Annotated in this window: 12 protein-coding genes; 3 read left to right on the top strand and 9 right to left on the bottom strand. The window is 65.7% G+C overall.

All coding sequences use genetic code 11. The annotated features are described in order from the left end of the window. Positions 1–192 precede the first annotated feature (192 nt). The 7 genes from ASB57_RS19035 to ASB57_RS19005 all read right to left on the bottom strand — a co-directional run bounded on the left by ASB57_RS19035 (position 193) and on the right by ASB57_RS19005 (position 8,820). Positions 193–1,023 carry an amidohydrolase family protein gene (locus ASB57_RS19035; protein WP_057653639.1) on the bottom strand — a complete coding sequence of 277 codons (831 nt, stop codon included), beginning with the start codon at positions 1,021–1,023 and terminating at the stop codon, positions 193–195. Between the two features lie 9 nt (positions 1,024–1,032). After that, positions 1,033–2,034: an NAD(P)-dependent oxidoreductase gene (locus ASB57_RS19030; RefSeq protein ID WP_057653638.1), complete on the bottom strand. Its 1,002-nt coding sequence runs from the start codon at positions 2,032–2,034 to the stop codon at positions 1,033–1,035. Beyond that, on the bottom strand, positions 2,031–3,116 hold the full coding sequence (locus ASB57_RS19025; protein ID WP_057653637.1) for a LacI family DNA-binding transcriptional regulator: 1,086 nt from the start codon (positions 3,114–3,116) through the stop codon (positions 2,031–2,033). Before ASB57_RS19025 ends, ASB57_RS19030 begins: the two co-directional genes overlap by 4 nt. A gap of 71 nt (positions 3,117–3,187) precedes the next feature. After that, a complete protein-coding gene (locus ASB57_RS19020; protein WP_156414417.1) occupies positions 3,188–5,026 on the bottom strand; it encodes a TRAP transporter large permease subunit in 1,839 nt (612 codons plus the stop codon). A gap of 252 nt (positions 5,027–5,278) precedes the next feature. After that, positions 5,279–6,319: a TRAP transporter substrate-binding protein gene (locus tag ASB57_RS19015; RefSeq protein WP_057653635.1), complete on the bottom strand. Its 1,041-nt coding sequence runs from the start codon at positions 6,317–6,319 to the stop codon at positions 5,279–5,281. Between the two features lie 164 nt (positions 6,320–6,483). Further along, entirely contained in the window at positions 6,484–7,791 is a 1,308-nt protein-coding gene (locus ASB57_RS19010) for an O-antigen ligase (RefSeq protein ID WP_057653634.1), read from the bottom strand. Between the two features lie 6 nt (positions 7,792–7,797). Beyond that, on the bottom strand, positions 7,798–8,820 hold the full coding sequence (locus ASB57_RS19005) for a glycosyltransferase family 9 protein (protein WP_057653633.1): 1,023 nt from the start codon (positions 8,818–8,820) through the stop codon (positions 7,798–7,800). 380 nt (positions 8,821–9,200) lie between these two features. Between ASB57_RS19005 and ASB57_RS19000 the strand changes: the two genes are divergently transcribed. Then, a complete protein-coding gene (locus tag ASB57_RS19000; RefSeq protein WP_231755478.1) occupies positions 9,201–10,190 on the top strand; it encodes a glycosyltransferase family 2 protein in 990 nt (329 codons plus the stop codon). After that, positions 10,187–11,884, top strand: coding sequence for a glycosyltransferase family 39 protein (locus tag ASB57_RS18995; protein WP_057653632.1), 1,698 nt, complete (start codon positions 10,187–10,189; stop codon positions 11,882–11,884). Before ASB57_RS19000 ends, ASB57_RS18995 begins: the two co-directional genes overlap by 4 nt. On the opposite strand, the gene ASB57_RS18990 is transcribed toward ASB57_RS18995, so the two are convergent. Then, a complete protein-coding gene (locus ASB57_RS18990) occupies positions 11,844–12,407 on the bottom strand; it encodes a GtrA family protein (protein WP_369822718.1) in 564 nt (187 codons plus the stop codon). The genes ASB57_RS18995 and ASB57_RS18990 overlap by 41 nt on opposite strands. Between ASB57_RS18990 and ASB57_RS18985 the strand changes: the two genes are divergently transcribed. Further along, on the top strand, positions 12,330–13,130 hold the full coding sequence (locus tag ASB57_RS18985; RefSeq protein WP_231755477.1) for a ChbG/HpnK family deacetylase: 801 nt from the start codon (positions 12,330–12,332) through the stop codon (positions 13,128–13,130). The genes ASB57_RS18990 and ASB57_RS18985 overlap by 78 nt on opposite strands. Here ASB57_RS18985 and ASB57_RS18980 read toward each other — a convergent pair. Beyond that, positions 13,061–13,951 carry an alpha/beta hydrolase gene (locus ASB57_RS18980; RefSeq protein ID WP_057653630.1) on the bottom strand — a complete coding sequence of 297 codons (891 nt, stop codon included), beginning with the start codon at positions 13,949–13,951 and terminating at the stop codon, positions 13,061–13,063. The two genes, ASB57_RS18985 and ASB57_RS18980, sit on opposite strands and share 70 nt — an antisense overlap. Positions 13,952–13,966: the final 15 nt, after the last annotated feature.

Here is a 13,966-nt window from a genome sequence, read left to right as displayed (position 1 = left end):
ACGATTTATAACTCAGGAGTAAGGAGCGGTTTCTCTAGGGAAATCCCGCATTTAAAAGTACATCTCTAGTACATAGAGGGAATGTTTATGGGGGGCGCTGGCGCGCCCCCCATAGTATGTTGCAGGGTAGCGGCCGAGCCCTTGGGGAATCCCCAGGAACAAATCGGGGTGCCCTTGGGCACCCCGATCAACTCAAAACCCGTATAAGCGCGCCGGGTTGTCGCTGAGGATCTTCCTGCGGTCCGCCTCCCCCGGCACCCAGTGCGCCAGCAGGTCCAGCATGTCCGCGTTGTCCGGACGATCCGTGCGCCCCGGATGCGGGTAGTTGCTGGCCCACAGGCAGCGATCCGGATTGGCGACCGCCAACGCGCTGGCCAGCGCGCTGACATCGTCGTAGTGGGGCGGCCCCGACCGTGAGGTCTCGTAAGGCGCGGACAGCTTCACCCACACATGGCCGCGGTCCAGCAGATTCAACAAGGAACGGAAGCTGGCATCCGAAGTCGCCACCGGCGTCAGGTATTTGCCGTTGTGATCGATGCTGACCTGGCAGGGCAGCGCGGCCAGGCGCGCTTCATACGCAGGCAGCTCACGCCCATCCAGTTGCAGATTGATCACCCACCCCAGCTCGGCGATCCGTTCCGCCATGGGCTCGAGATCCTCCCACTGCATCACGCCTCCGCTATTCGGGATCATCATGAAACGGACCCCGCGCACGCCGGCGTCATGCAGCGCGCGCAGTTCGGCCAGCGGCGTATCGGCACGCAGGGTGGCGATCATGCGCGCCGTGCCCTGCGACAGCTGCAAGGCTTCGAGCGCGCAGCGGTTGTCGAATCCGTAGCCCGTGGCCTGCACGATGATCGCGCGTTCCAGGCCCAGCGCCTGGCGCACCTGCAGATAGTCGTCCCACGACGCCTGCGGCGGTCCGAACGTGGCGGTCGACGCCAGCGGATAGCGCTGCAACTCGTAGATATGGATGTGGCAATCGCAGGCGCCGGCGGGCGCCTTCAGTTCTGGCTTCTTCATGGGGGCTTCCTAGATGAGCGTGGACGACAGACGCCGCAAGCGGCTCGCGTCGGCGAAATTCACGGCGTGGGGCGGTTGTTCACCGCGTACGATCGCGCGTACCTGGCCCACCGTATCCATGGCCTGGTGCAAGGCTGCCGCCGGCGTCAGTCCGCCGATGTGCGGGGTGGCGATGACCTTGGGGTGGCCGGCCAGCGCCGCGGTCGGCATCTGGTCCTGCGCGCGGCCCACGTCCATGGCGCAGCCGGCGATCCAGCCCTCATCCAGCGCCACGCGCAGGGCATCCTCGTCTACCAGCTCGCCGCGCGAGGCATTGATGAAGAAGGCGTCGCGTTTCATGCGGCGCAGCGCGGCCGCGTCGATCAGGTTGGCGGTCTGGGCATTGGCCGGCGCCAGACACACCACGTAGTCGGACTCGGCCAGCAACTGACCCAGCGGCAGGCGCGGCAGGTCGCCGGGATCCTGCTCCGGCTTGGGATCGGCGATCACCACGCGCATGCCGAAGGCCCGTCCCAGCGGCGCCAGATACCCGCCGATATGGCCGTGGCCGATGATCCCCAAGGTCGCGCCGCGCAGTTCACGTCCCATCGTGATGGCGGGTGCCTCGCCGCGCCAGTAGGCCGCGGCGGAACGGCTGATGTCGCGCGAGGCATCGATCATCACGCCGACGATCCATTCCGCCACCGACGCGGCGAAGCCCGGCGTGGCATGCGTCACCAGCACGCCGTGGTGGCTGGCGGCCGCGACGTCGACATTGCGGATGTCCACCGCCACGCGACAGAAGGCCACCAGGTCGGGCAAGGCATCGAAGACCTGCGCCGGCGCGGCCGCCAGGCGGCTCGACACGATGATCTGGCAGCCCTGCGCCATGCGGATGAGGTCGGCGGGGTCGGCCGGATCGGCGCCGGGGTTCAGTCTTACCTCGCCCAATTCGCGCAAGGCCTGGAGGGCCGGCGGGCCGTAGTAGTTCTCGCGCGCCAGCGGCGAATGCGTCAGAAAAATGGTGGTCATGCCTTCTTCTTCCTGGTGATACGGGGAGCGACGCCTTGGGCGCCTGCCGGCGGCGGCGCGACTGATGCGCGCTTCACCAGCGTGGGTTGGAACAGCACTTCGCGCGCCGGGGCGTCCGGCTGCGCCAGGCGCTGCATCAGCATGTCGACCATGCAGCGCGCCATGTTGGCGCTGGGCATGTCGACCGAGGTCAGCGGCGGATTGACGTAGGCGCACATGACCAGGTTGTCCATGCCGATCACTGAAATGTCCCGCGGCACCGACAGCCCCGCCGCCTGCAGGCCGGCCATCAGGCCCAGCGCCATCATGTCGTTGATGGTGATGAGGCCGGTGGGGCGCGGCGTCATGGCGGCGATCCGTTCGGCCAGGTGATAACCGACGTCGGCCAGATGCGAGTCGCCGAAGTCGGGGCTGGTCGCGCCTTCGATGACCTGGGCCTGGTCGGTCAGGCCCGCTGCCTCGACCGCCGCGAGAAAGCCCGCGCGCTTGAGCGTCCGGCTGATCGTCTTGACGTCGGGGGTCACCAGCGCCAGGCGTTGATGGCCGTGTTCGAGCAGGTGCTCCACCGCCAGGCGCGCGGCCTTCATGTTGTCGGGCGACACGTGGTCGATGCGCGAATCCGGTTCGCCGCTGCCGCCACGGTCATAGCTGACCACGGCCAGGCCCCGTTCGATGGCGCTGTTCAAGTGACCTTCGTCGGTGCGCGAGGACGCCAGGATGACGCCGCGCACGCCTTGCGACAGCAGGTCTTCGAACATGCGCGATTCCTGCTCCTGGTCGCGATGGGTGTTGCCCAGCAGCACCCGGTAGCCATGCTGGTCGCTGGCGGCTTTTTCCACATGCACCGCCAGTTCGCCAAACATGGGGTTGGCCGTGGAGGGCACCAGCAGGCCCAGCAGCGGCGCGTTGCCGGTCTTGAGCTGGCGCGCCACCAGATTGGGCCGGTAGTTGAGCTGGCGTATGGCTTCCTCGACACGCCGGTAGGTTTCCCGCCCGAGCCGCTCGGTGCGGCCGTTGAGGACGTTGGACACCGAACTCACCGAAACGCCGGCCAGCGCTGCTACATCCTGGATAGTCGTCATAGTGTCTTGGGATTCTTGCGCGATGCTCGCGTCGGTTCAAAGTAGGCTGGCGCCGTTGCTTTCAAGGGCCATCAAGCCATGTTGAACATGCGCGGCAGCCACAGCGAAATGGACGGAACGAAGATCAGCACCACCAGCATGATCGCCAGCAGCACCAGGTATTTGATCATGGGCCGGGCGACCTGTTCGACGCGCGTGCCGGTCATGGCGCACGTGGCGAACAGCCCCAGGCCGAAGGGCGGCGCGAACAGGCCCAGGCCCATGGCGATCACCACCACGGTGCCGAAGTGCAGGGGATTGACGCCGACCTGCACGGCGATGGGCGTCAACAGCGGTCCGAAGATGATCAAGGCCGGCGCGCCTTCCAGGATGGCGCCGAAAACCACCATCAAGGCGGCGGACACCAGCACGAACGCCACGCTGCCGTGTTCATGGGCCAGGGTGGTCATGGTTTCGGAAAGGAAGACCGGCAGCTGTTGCACCGTCAAGGCGAAAGCCACGCTCGACGCCGCGGCGATGATGAAAAGGATGCCGCCGGCCATGGACGCCGATTTCACGAACAGCCGGACGATCGCGCGCGGCGTCAGTTCGCGGAAGGCGATGCCGCCGGCCAGCAGCGCATAGACCACGGCGAAGGCGGACACTTCCGTGGACGTGGCGATGCCCGACGTCACGCCCTTGCCTATCATGCCCACCATGATCAGCGCGATCAGCGCGCCGCCCAGCAGCTTGGGCAAGGCCATGCGTTTCGGAAAGGCCTGGTGCGGATCGATCTTGCGGCCGAAGATGATGGCCAGCGCGCACAGCCCGGCGGCCAGCACGGCCGCGGGCACCAGGCCCGCCAGGAACAGGCCGCCGATGGAAATGTTGGCGACGAAGCCCATGATGATGAGGTTGACGCAGGGCGGAATGGTTTCCGCCATCACCGCGGACGCCGCTAACACCGCGGCGGTCTCGTTGGGGTCCTGCTTCGTGCGGCGCACGGCCGGCACCACGATGCCGCCCACCGCGGCGATGTCGGCCAGCTTGGAGCCGGACACACCGGAAAAGAACGCGGTGGCGAGAATGGAGATCAGGTTCATCGAGCCGCGCACGCGGCCGAACATGCGCACCAGCAATTCGATCAGGCGCGACGACATGCCGTTGGCTTCCATGATCAGGCCGGCCAGCACGAAGAAGGGTATGGCCAGCAGCACGAAGTGATCCATGCCCGCCATCACCTGCTGCGAATAGATGATCATGGGCAGGCTGGGTTCGGCCAGGAAGTAGACGAGTGAAGACAGCGCCAGCACGAAAGCGATGGGAATGCCCATGACCAGGCTGGCCACGAAGGCCACGGTCAGCAGCAGCCACGGCTGGATGGCCCAGGCTTCCGGCCCGAAGGTGTTCCAGCCCCAGACGGCCAGGCACAGGGCGATGGCGCCGGCCAGGGTGGCCCAGGTGGTGCGCGTGGCGCCGCTGACGGCGTTGGCGATACCGGCCACGGTCATGAACAGCGCGCCGACGCAGACCGGCAGAACGTTGAGCCATTGCGGCGTGCCGATGGGCGTGGTCACGTTGACCGAGTCTTCCAGCAGCAGCGCGGACGAATACAGCAGGGCGACTGAGACGCCGGCCACGGTCCAGCCGCCCAGCTGGATCGCCGGCTCGCGCCAGGAACGCGGCAACAGGCCGCGGAACACTTCGATGCCGACGTGCTGGCGGCGCGTGAGCACCGTGGCGCCGCCGAGGAATACCAGCGTGGCCATCAGGCTGCGGGCAATTTCCTCGGCCCAGTCCACCGGGCTGTGCAGGAAGTAGCGCAGGATGACGGACGTGAACACCACCGCGACGTCGGCTGCGAGCACCGCGGCGCAGAAGTATTCGATGACGGTGCACAGGCGCCCCAGCAGGGGGTACGCCGCGGGCATGGCCGCGCCATGGGAAGACCCATGCGGGGGGGCTTCGATTGAGGCCGCGGCCGCGAGGGCTTCAGCGCCGGCGGTGCTTTGCAGAACCTGTGAACTCATGTCTCCGTCTCCTTGCACTTTCTTTGCGCAATGCCCCTTCGGTCTGCCCTTAAGGGCTTTTCGTGACGCCGGGCTGCTTCAAACCATCGCCAGGAGACCAGGCAACCCTGAGGGTTGCCTGGTAATTCTTCCCCTGCCGCGGCGCGGCGTTGCTTATGCCCGCTGGGCGTTGATGATGTCCAGCATCGGCTTGGTCACCGGATACTGCGCCGTCACCGTGGGCCACAGCTTGGTTTCCATGGTCTGGCGGATGCGTTGGCGCTCGGCGGGATCCATGGGATGAAAGGCGATGCCGGCCTTCTCCAGCGCGGCCAGCGCGTCCTTGCCCTTGGTGCCGGATGCCTGGCGCTGGAAGTTGTCTGCGTCCTTGGCGGCCTGCTGGAAAGCCGGCAGCAGGTCCTTGGGCACCTTGGCCAGCCCGCGCTTGCCGATGGCCGTGATGGACGGGCTGAACAAGTGATTGGTCAACCAGCAATTGCTGACCACTTCGTTGAACTTGCTGGACAGCACCGTCGCGGCGTCGTGCTCGAAACCATCGACCACACCCGTCTGCACGGCGGTGTACAGCTCGTTGACCGGAATCGGCGTGGGGATGGCCCCCATCAGCTTGAAGGTTTCGACGAAGATCGGCGTCGGCAGCACGCGCAGCTTGACGTTCTTCAGATCGGCCTCGCGCAGTACCGGCTTCTTGGTATAGACGCTGCGCGCGTTGAAGTGATTGCCCCAGCCCAGGAACGTGCAGCCCGTGCGTTCCTGCAGCAGCTTGTCGAACTGCGCGCCGACGCCGGCATCGACGGACTTGTTGACGTGATCCCAGCTGTCGAACAGGAAGCCCATGTCCAGCAGGGCCAACTCGGGCAGGGCGGTAGCCCAGATCGAACTGCCGGTGATCATCATGTCGATGGAGCCCAGGCGCACCTGCTGCACCACGTCGGCTTCCTTGCCCAATTGGCCATTGGGGAAGAAGTCGACACGTATGCGATCGCCGACCGCCTGCTTCAGGTTGGCGGCGAAGCGGTCGTACCAGATGAATTGGGCGGCGCTTTGGTCGGCGGGTTGCGAGGAAGAGCAGCGCAGCGCCACGGTGGCAGGCGCCGCCATGATGTTGGGTGCTGCCAGGGCGGCCGCACCGGCGGCGGCGGTCTGCAAGAAAGCGCGACGCGATGGGCGCGCCGGGGGCGGGGTCAGCCTCATGGCTTTTGTCTCCTGATTGTCGTCGTTATGTTTTCCGGTCCTTGCTGGCCGGTGTACGCGATAAATAAACCAGGTAAACCGGTTTACTAAATCGGTTTACGAATCCTACGGGATTCGCTTCGCGTTTGGCAATAGGGAAAAAGTAGGGGGAAACCAGCAGGCGATCAGTCGCCCACCGCGACGCCCAACGCGGGCGCGGCGTCGGCCACCGCGGCCGTCTTGTGAACGACCCTGCGCACCGGCCGCGGCGAGACCAACACGTAAAGCACGACCACGGTAACGGCGTAGATCGGCACGCTGCGCATATTGCGGAACATCATCTCCGTCATGCTGAAGCAGGCATAGCCCAGCGTGAAGAGCAGGCCGATGCGGGCAGCCGCGCGGGTGGCGGCGTCCGTGTCGCGCAGCCGCTGCAGGAACAGCGCCGCCGGGACGAAGTAGAGACAGCAAACGCTTAGAAAGCCAAGCAGGCCGTAGCCTGCCAAGGCATTCAGAAAGTCGTTGTGCGGTTCGCCATAGCCTTCGACGACGGTCGGCGTGACGACCCCGGCTTTCTCCAGCCTTGCCAGTTCCGCGCGGAACTGGCTGGGACCCACGCCCAGCAGGGGACTCTTTTCAAACACCAGCCACGAGGCCCGCCAAAGCTGGATGCGGATGCCCACGGAGGTGTCGCGATCCTGGTGTTCATAGCGCTGCACGTCGGACCACACGGCGCTCATGCGGCTGGCCGGGGAATACCAGGCGTAGGTCGACCCCAGCATCAGGATGCCCAGCGCGCCCGCCAGGAAACGTGCCTTGGCGCGCCGGCTCCACTGCTTGTTGCCGAGCAGAATGACCAGCGGCAGCAGGCCTGCCAGCACCCAGCTGCTGCGGGTCTGCGACAGCCACACCGCATACAGCGTCACCGGGGTGGCGGCCGCCTTCAAGATGTTCTCAAGGCGCGGCCAGGGCGAGCTGGTCCACGGTATGGTCATGGTGGCGGCGAAGCCGAAGAACAGCGTCAGGTTGGCGAAGGTCACGGCGTTATAGCGGCCGCCGTAATCGGACACGGCCATGCGGCCCAGTTCGTTGGTGCTGACGACGGTAATCAGAACGAGGGAGCCGGCATACGCGCTGAACAGGAACGCCCACTGGACCTGGCGCAGCCAGCGCCGGTCGGCCCGCAGCAATAGCCACGCGATCGGCGCCGCCAAGGCGAAGCGCAGCTGTTTTTCGAACTCCGAAGCACTCCATGGAACGTGGACCACGCAGCTGACCAACAAGACGAGCAGGGGCGCGCAGAGCGCCACCAGCATGGGTGCGCCGATGTGGAAGGACTCGCGGCCGGTGCGTACATTGATCGTCATGGCAAGCAGGGCCATGAAGGCGATCACGTAATGCAGACACGGCCCCGCCGTGGGGCTGACCAGGGCAGCGGCGCATACCAGCAGCGCCAGCGTGGTGGCGCCAAGCAGATAGGGTTGGGTTGGCATTTTTATTCAGGACGGTTTGGTGCGGGAGACTGGCGCCTGCGGCATACGAGCCGGCGCGGGGCGCCCCGCGTCACGGGCGCAGTCTCGGGTCAGGCGCTTGAATTCATGCAGCACGTGCCCCGGCAGCAGCCACTCGCGCCAATACAGGTCGCGCCAGCGGCCGCCGACGATATACAGCGGGTAGACGATGCGGGACCTTGTCCAGGCGGGCCGCCAGGCACGCGTGCGCGTGGGTCGGCCAGTGACCGTCAGCGTGGGCACGCCGACGTTGGAGGCCAGATGGCCGATACCGGACTCGTTGCCGATGAACCAGCCCGACTCGTGGATGAAGGCGGCCACGTCGGCCAGGCGCGATGCCCGCAGGAGCGCCAGGCCATGCTCCGCCAGGCACTCCCAGCCCGCGCGCTCGCCGGGCGCCAGGACGAAGTGCGGCTCGTAGCCTTCGCGTTGCAGCCGCAGGGCCAGTTCGACGAAGTGCCGGCGCGCCCAGCAGCGCTGTTCGCTGGTCGACGTCGGATGTATCACCACCCGTTTGTCGTGTTTGCGCGACACGAGTCCCGCGGGCACCCGCAGGCCGTTTTCCAGGCTGGCGCCCGTCAGCCCTATGTCGTTTTGGCAAAAGTCGCGGATCTGCTCCAGTTTGACGAACCCTCTGCCGGTGATCACGACGTGGCAGTCGTAATAGAAATACGCGGACGTGTGGGGATGCAGCGCGTAAGGCCAGGCGTCATGCATCTGCACGGCGCAGTCGTAGCCTGCGTCGCCAGCGCGGGCCAGGAGGGTGGCGGCGTGGGATTCCGGCAACGAGGGACGCACGTCCATGCCGGGGAACCAGCCGCGCAACGCATATATATAGTCGCCGAACACCGTGACCTCGCGGCCATGCGTTTTGAGGTTGTACGCCATGTTCATCATGAGCAGGCTGTCCCCCAGGCGGGGAGCCATAAGCACGGCGATACGGCGGGCGCGCCTTAGATGGGTCTGGGCGGTGCGAGCGTCGTAGGGCGCTCGGTCTGAGGGGGATTCCATGGTGTTGGGTGCGGGGTAAGCCAGGTAAGACGCCACCTGCCGGCCCCGCGCGGGTCGCCGCGGGTCGAGCAAGTGGCTGATGGCTTTGGGTGGCACCTAAGGGAAAACCCCTCCCGGAAGGGCGAATATTCCTCACGCTGTGGGTTTCACGGTTTTGAAGGCTCGGTGAAAGGACGGTTGCTGGCGCGGGACGCGAGACGTACTTTCCTGCAACGCGCAGTTGCACTTTGGCGCTTGCGCTTCAATTTGCGATGACAATCGCATCCATGAGCGCTTTGATGAAAATTCAACGGGGGTGCATCGATACTGCCGTCCAGCAGTCATTTACCTTACGGTGAACCATGCATATCGAATCCAGGACCGGCGCCCTGACCCCCACAATGTTGCCGGAAGTAACCCCTCGATCTGAGAACGTCGACGACATACGCATTTCCTGCGTCGTCCCCTGCCTCAACGAGAGCGCCAATCTGCGCGTGCTGCTGCCCGAGTTGATCTCGCTGCTCAGCCGTTTGTGTACGTCCTGGGAGGTGATCGTCACCGACGACGGCAGTACCGACGGCACGCCCGAGATGATGCGGGAGTGGACCGCTGTCGACGGCATCCGCTACTTGCAGCTGTCGCGCAACTTCGGCAAGGAAGCCGCCATCAGCGCGGGCCTGGAAGCGACCACCGGCGATGTGGTGATCTGCATGGATGCGGATATGCAACACCCGCCCCGGCTGATCCCCGAGATGCTGGAACGCTGGCGGGCCGGCTCGGACATGGTCTATGCCGTGCGCGAGAGCCGTGATGATGAGCACTGGGCCAAGCGTCTGGGCGCGTGGGCGTTCTATCGGCTGCTCAGCGATGGCCGCCGCGTGAAGGTGCCGGCGCATGCGGGCGATTTCCGCCTGATGGACCGCCGGGTGGTTCAGGTGCTGAACGCCTTGCCCGAGCGCACGCGTTTCATGAAAGGCCTGTATGCCTGGGTCGGCTTCAAGACGGAAGCGCTGCCTTATACCCCCGCCGAGCGGGCGCATGGCGCCAGCAACTTCAATGGCCGGCAACTTTTCAAGCTGGCGTTCGCGGGTCTGACCGCGTTCACCACCTGGCCCCTGCGCGTTGTCAGTATGATAGGCATGTTGTTCGCGTTGCTCTCGTTTGGCTACGGCTGCTACCTGGTGGTGGATTTCCTGTTATTTGGGAATCCCTTGTCCGGCTGGACCACCATCGTTGCCGCCCTGATGTTCTTCGCCGGCATCAATATGATGTCTTTGGGTGTGGTCGGTGAATACGTCGGCCGCATATTCGACGAAGTGAAGGGACGTCCGTTGTATGTCGTCCGGGAGCAGCGCGGCAAGGTCTTCACTGAGAAACCGGCTGCTAAATGACACGTACTGGTACAGGCGCCTTGCGGCGCCTGCTGACCGCGCCATCAAGCGCGGTCATCCTCTTTGGTTCGGGCGCATGGCTGCTCTGGCTGTCCTGGCTGCGCCCGCTGACCCTGCCCGATGAAGGGCGCTACGGGGGTGTTGCCTGGGAGATGCTGAGCAATGGCTCGCATGTCGTGCCGATCTTGAACGGCATGCCTTTCTTCCACAAGCCGCCGCTGTACTACTGGCTGGCCGAATTGGCCTACAGCGTCTTCGGCCCCAGCGTGTGGGCCGCCCGGCTGCCGTCCTGGCTGGCGGCGTGGGGCCTGTGCCTGACACTCTATTTCTTCCTCCGTCGCTGGCGTGGCGCGGGCACGGCCGTGGTCGGCCTGCTGGCCCTGCTGACGCAGCCTTTCTTTTTCGGCAGCGCGCAGTTCGCCAACCTGGATATGCTGGTGGCCAGCCTGATCGGCATGACCATCATGGTCGGCGCCACCACGGTGCTGCGCGCCGACGCGGGGCTGCCCTTTCGTTCGCTGTCTTTGACGACCGGTCTGCTGGCGGGTTTGGGCGTCCTGGCCAAGGGGTTGATCGGAGTGGTGCTGCCCGGCGCGGTGCTGGTGCTGTGGATCATCCTGCGCCGACGCTGGCGCGGCCTGGCCGTTCTGCTGTGGCCGCCGGTCATCGTGGCTTTCCTGGCGGTGTCGGTGCCCTGGTTCTGGGTGATGCAGCAGCGTTTCCCGGACTTCATCCATTACTTCTTCATCTACCAGCAGTTCGAGCGCTTCGCCGCCACCGGCTTCAACAACGTGCAGCCTTTCTGGTTCTACGTGCCGATCGTGCTGGGCCTGGCCCTGCCCTGGACACTCTGGCTGGCGGGCACCTTGCGCAAGGCGTTCTGGGCCAATCCGGCCGCGGGTTCCGCCGCGGTGCAGGCGGGTACGCCAACCGCGGCGTCAGCCGTCTCCGCCGAGGCGACGGCGCAACGTCTGGCCGCGGCCGACGCGGTGCGCGCCGCGGACGTGCGCTGGCTGATGCTCTGCTGGCTGGGTGTCATCCTGGTGTTCTTCTCGATCCCGGCGTCCAAGCTGGTGGGCTACATCCAGCCCGTCTTGCCCGCAGTGGCCGCGTTGGTCGCGGAAGTCATCGTCATGGGCCTGATGCGGGCGGACACGCGTTCCCAACGCCGCACCCGCGTGTTTGCCCTGACCCTGTCGGGCGCGGCCGTGATGTGTGTGGTGGCGAACGTGCTGGCCGCCCATTACGCCAAGCCCAATAACGTCAGCATCGGCCTTGCCGCGCGCAATGAGTTCCGTCCGGGCGATACCCTGATCGCGCTACGTTTCTATCCCTACGACCTGCTGATGACGCTGCGCAGCGGCAAGCCGATCTGGGTCGTCGACGACTGGGATCCCGAGCGGATCGCCAAGCGCGACAACTGGCGCAAGGAGCTCTACGACGCGGGTAAGTTCGACGAACCCGTCATGCGCCGCAACCTGATCAGCGATGCGGAAATGCGGCGCCGCTTGTGCGCGGCGCCCGATGGCCAGGCTTTCTGGATCTGGGCCGACCCTGCCGACGACTTCGGCAAGTACAAAATATTGCAGTCGCAGGCGCCCCGTTATACCGCTCCGCGTGGTGGACTGTGGTATTTCGAAAGCGGGCCCGCGTTCAAGCGGCAGTACTGCGGCGAAACGCCCACAGGCGGCTGACCAGGAAGGTAAGGACGGCGATGCCTATCAGTATCGCCGCCAACAGGATGTCGTATCGCACGGCGGTATGGTGCAGCAACCACGCGTAGGAAAGTTCATTGACCAGGAATCCGCCTGCCGATACGAAAAAGAAGCGGCGTGCCGCTTCATGCCAGGCACCGGCTTGATGTCGGAAGGTAAGCAGGAAATGACCGCTGAAGGAAACCACGAAAGCGACGGCCCAGCCCGCCACGTTGGCCCACAATGGCTGCAGCGCAAGGCCGCGCACGCTGCCCACGGCGACCAGCCAATGGGTGGCGGCAGCCGCGCAGCCAACGATGATGAACCAGCTGAGTTGTCGTATCAGGAGCCGCATGTGAAAAAGTCCTCTGGCCGCGATGACGCAGGCGATGGTGCCGGTGAACGCCGGCCGCGCCGCATTATCGTGTGCGCCGATGATTTTGGCATGAACGATGCGATCAATGAAGGCATACTCGTGCTCGCGCGCAAGCGCCGTCTTAGCGCTGTCGGCTGCATGACCCATGCGCCTGCGTTCCAGCAGGATGCGCGCAGCCTGGCCGAGCTGGATGTCGACGCCGGCGTGCATTTGAATTTCACCGAGGCCCTGGGCCAGCCGGGCTTGTACTTGCCGCTGTCGCAACTCATCGCGCGCAGCTATACGCGCACGTTGGACGCGCCTCGCGTGGCGCGCCAGATCGAACGGCAGCTCGATGCGTTCGAGGCGGCCATGGGACGGCAGCCGGATTTCATCGACGGCCATCAGCATGTGCACCAGTTGCCGCAGATACGCCAGGCCCTGCTGGCCATCCTTGCGCGCCGCTATGGCGCGGCGGCCCCGTGGGTAAGGTGTTCGGCACCGGGCGAGCAGGCCGGTCTGCCCGGCGCGCTGCGTTGGAAGGCGCGCGTCATCGGGGCCTTGGGCGCCTATTCATTCAGCCGCGCCGCCACGGCCGCAGGCCTGCGCAGCAATCGCCGTTTGCTGGGGGTCTATGACTTCCGCGGCGGCAGCGAGGCTTATGTGGCGTTGCTGCCCTTGTGGCTGCGGAACATGCGTGACGGAGACCTGCTGATGTGCCACCCGGCCATGCCACAACCTGGCGATACGGGCATGGCGGCGCAGCGTGGCGCCGAGTTCCAGGTGCTGAATGACACTGGTTTTGCCGCCACCTTGCTGCGTCAGGGATTGAGCTTGGTGTCGTACGCCGCGCGCGCATCGCGCACGAAGGACGCGACCGCCTTTTCGTAAGGCGCGCCGCTGCGCACGGCGCCGGAGTGCGTGGCGCCTTCGATTTTCACCAGCCGCTTCAGCGGCGGCGCCACGTCGTGGACGGCGGCGAAGAGCTGGTCGCTCATCGTGTGCGGGATGACCGAGTCCGCCGTGCCGTGCATGAACAGCACCGGCGTGCGCAGGCTCGCCACTTTATCGATGGAATCGAAAGGCTGGGTGACGAGCAGGCTGGCGCCCGGAAGCCTGCCCCAGCGCAGCGTGGCCAACATGGCGCTGATGCTGGTGAAGCTGGACTCCACGATCAGGCCGGCGAAGGGCGGGATGTCCTTGCGCGCCGCCAGGTCGATGGCGATCGCGCCACCCAGGCTGTGGCCGTAGATGAAGCGGCGGGCCGGATCGGGCTGGCGTCTGGCCAGTTCCCGCATCGCGGCCGCGGCATCGATGCCGGCGGAGCTTTCGGACGGCAACAGCTGCGTCGACTGCCCGAAGCCGCGATAGTCGATCGCCAGCACGGAATAGCCCATTTCCGTCCAGCGCGTCATGCGGAAGGCGCTACCGTTCAGGTTCCAGCGCGCGCCATGCAGATAGAGCACCGTGGCTGCCTGGGGATTGGGGCTCTGCCAATACCAGGCATGGACCTTCTGGCCGGGCGCCACGTCCAGGTCGAAGGCCTGCGTGCCGGCCGGCGGGTCGCGGAACCAGGGTTGATCACCGGTGGCCGACGCGAAGATCGCCTGGCGTTGCCAGGCGTCCAGTTTGATCCAGCCGAACGTGAAGGCGCTGGCCAGAATGGCCAGCGTCAGGACTATGGGTAAGCTCAGGCGGCGGGGGAGGCGCATATCGGATAGACCGCC

This window comes from Bordetella sp. N (assembly GCF_001433395.1).
Lineage (GTDB): Bacteria > Pseudomonadota > Gammaproteobacteria > Burkholderiales > Burkholderiaceae_B > Bordetella_C.
This window is presented reverse-complemented; position numbering and strand designations above follow the sequence as displayed.

What these genes read in the sequence shown, in the direction of transcription:
- ASB57_RS19035 (WP_057653639.1), bottom strand. Translation starts at nt 1,023, where the DNA reads ATGAAGAAGCCAGAACTGAAGGCGCCCGCCGGCGCCTGCGATTGCCAC.
- ASB57_RS19030 (WP_057653638.1), bottom strand. Translation starts at nt 2,034, where the DNA reads ATGACCACCATTTTTCTGACGCATTCGCCGCTGGCGCGCGAGAACTAC.
- ASB57_RS19025 (WP_057653637.1), bottom strand. Translation starts at nt 3,116, where the DNA reads ATGACGACTATCCAGGATGTAGCAGCGCTGGCCGGCGTTTCGGTGAGT.
- ASB57_RS19020 (WP_156414417.1), bottom strand. Translation starts at nt 5,026, where the DNA reads ATGCCCGCGGCGTACCCCCTGCTGGGGCGCCTGTGCACCGTCATCGAA.
- ASB57_RS19015 (WP_057653635.1), bottom strand. Translation starts at nt 6,319, where the DNA reads ATGAGGCTGACCCCGCCCCCGGCGCGCCCATCGCGTCGCGCTTTCTTG.
- ASB57_RS19010 (WP_057653634.1), bottom strand. Translation starts at nt 7,791, where the DNA reads ATGCCAACCCAACCCTATCTGCTTGGCGCCACCACGCTGGCGCTGCTG.
- ASB57_RS19005 (WP_057653633.1), bottom strand. Translation starts at nt 8,820, where the DNA reads ATGGAATCCCCCTCAGACCGAGCGCCCTACGACGCTCGCACCGCCCAG.
- ASB57_RS19000 (WP_231755478.1), top strand. Translation starts at nt 9,201, where the DNA reads ATGTTGCCGGAAGTAACCCCTCGATCTGAGAACGTCGACGACATACGC.
- ASB57_RS18995 (WP_057653632.1), top strand. Translation starts at nt 10,187, where the DNA reads ATGACACGTACTGGTACAGGCGCCTTGCGGCGCCTGCTGACCGCGCCA.
- ASB57_RS18985 (WP_231755477.1), top strand. Translation starts at nt 12,330, where the DNA reads ATGAACGATGCGATCAATGAAGGCATACTCGTGCTCGCGCGCAAGCGC.
- ASB57_RS18990 (WP_369822718.1), bottom strand. Translation starts at nt 12,407, where the DNA reads ATGGGTCATGCAGCCGACAGCGCTAAGACGGCGCTTGCGCGCGAGCAC.
- ASB57_RS18980 (WP_057653630.1), bottom strand. Translation starts at nt 13,951, where the DNA reads ATGCGCCTCCCCCGCCGCCTGAGCTTACCCATAGTCCTGACGCTGGCC.